Genomic DNA, 567 nt, shown 5'->3' with positions numbered 1-567 from the left:
GTTCGCGCAGGGTGGCGATGGAGGTCACCAGGAACATCGTGATCAGCGGGAAGATCCCGAGCAGCGAGGCGCCGAGGGTGTCGAAGGTGTGCGGGCCGCTGTCGAAGACGTAGCGCAGGATGACCAGCATCAGGCACGGGACGACGATCATCAGCGCGATGGTGCGGGGGTCGTGCCGCAGCTGGCGCAGGACACGGGCCGCCGTGGCGAGGGCGCGGGCGGGGCTGAGGGCGGCCGCGGGCCGGGGGGCCGTCGTCGGGTTCATCGGGTGCGCTCCTCGACGTTCGCCTCGGTGCGGGCGGCCGTGGCGGCCTCGTCGACCAGGTGCAGGAAGGCGGCCTCGACCGTCTCCGTGCCGGTGCGGGTGCGCAGTGCCTCGGGGGTGTCGTCGGCGAGGATCGCGCCCTCGCGCATCAGCAGCAGGCGGTCGCAGCGCTCGGCCTCGTCCATGACGTGGGAGGAGACGAGGAGGGTGGTGCCGCGGGTGGCGGCGAGGTCGTGGAAGAGCTGCCACAGGTCGCGGCGCAGTACCGGGTCGAGGCCGACGGTCGGCTCGTCCAGGACCAG

At 73.0% G+C, this 567-nt stretch carries 2 pseudogenes (1 of these 2 running past the window's edge); both read right to left on the bottom strand.

Going from position 1 to position 567, the window contains the following annotated elements:
• Nucleotides 1-265 (bottom strand): annotated as a pseudogene (locus CCN72_RS37450) (ABC transporter permease); the annotation flags it as partial.
• Nucleotides 262-567 (bottom strand): annotated as a pseudogene (locus tag CCN72_RS37445) (AAA family ATPase); its annotated part runs 148 nt beyond the window's last position; the annotation flags it as partial. The pseudogenes CCN72_RS37445 and CCN72_RS37450, both read right to left, overlap by 4 nt.

It is taken from the genome of Streptomyces murinus (assembly GCF_002154555.1).
GTDB classification, from domain to species: Bacteria; Actinomycetota; Actinomycetes; order Streptomycetales; family Streptomycetaceae; genus Streptomyces; species Streptomyces murinus.
Note: the sequence above shows the minus strand (reverse complement) of the source record. Positions and strands in the feature narration are given on the sequence as shown.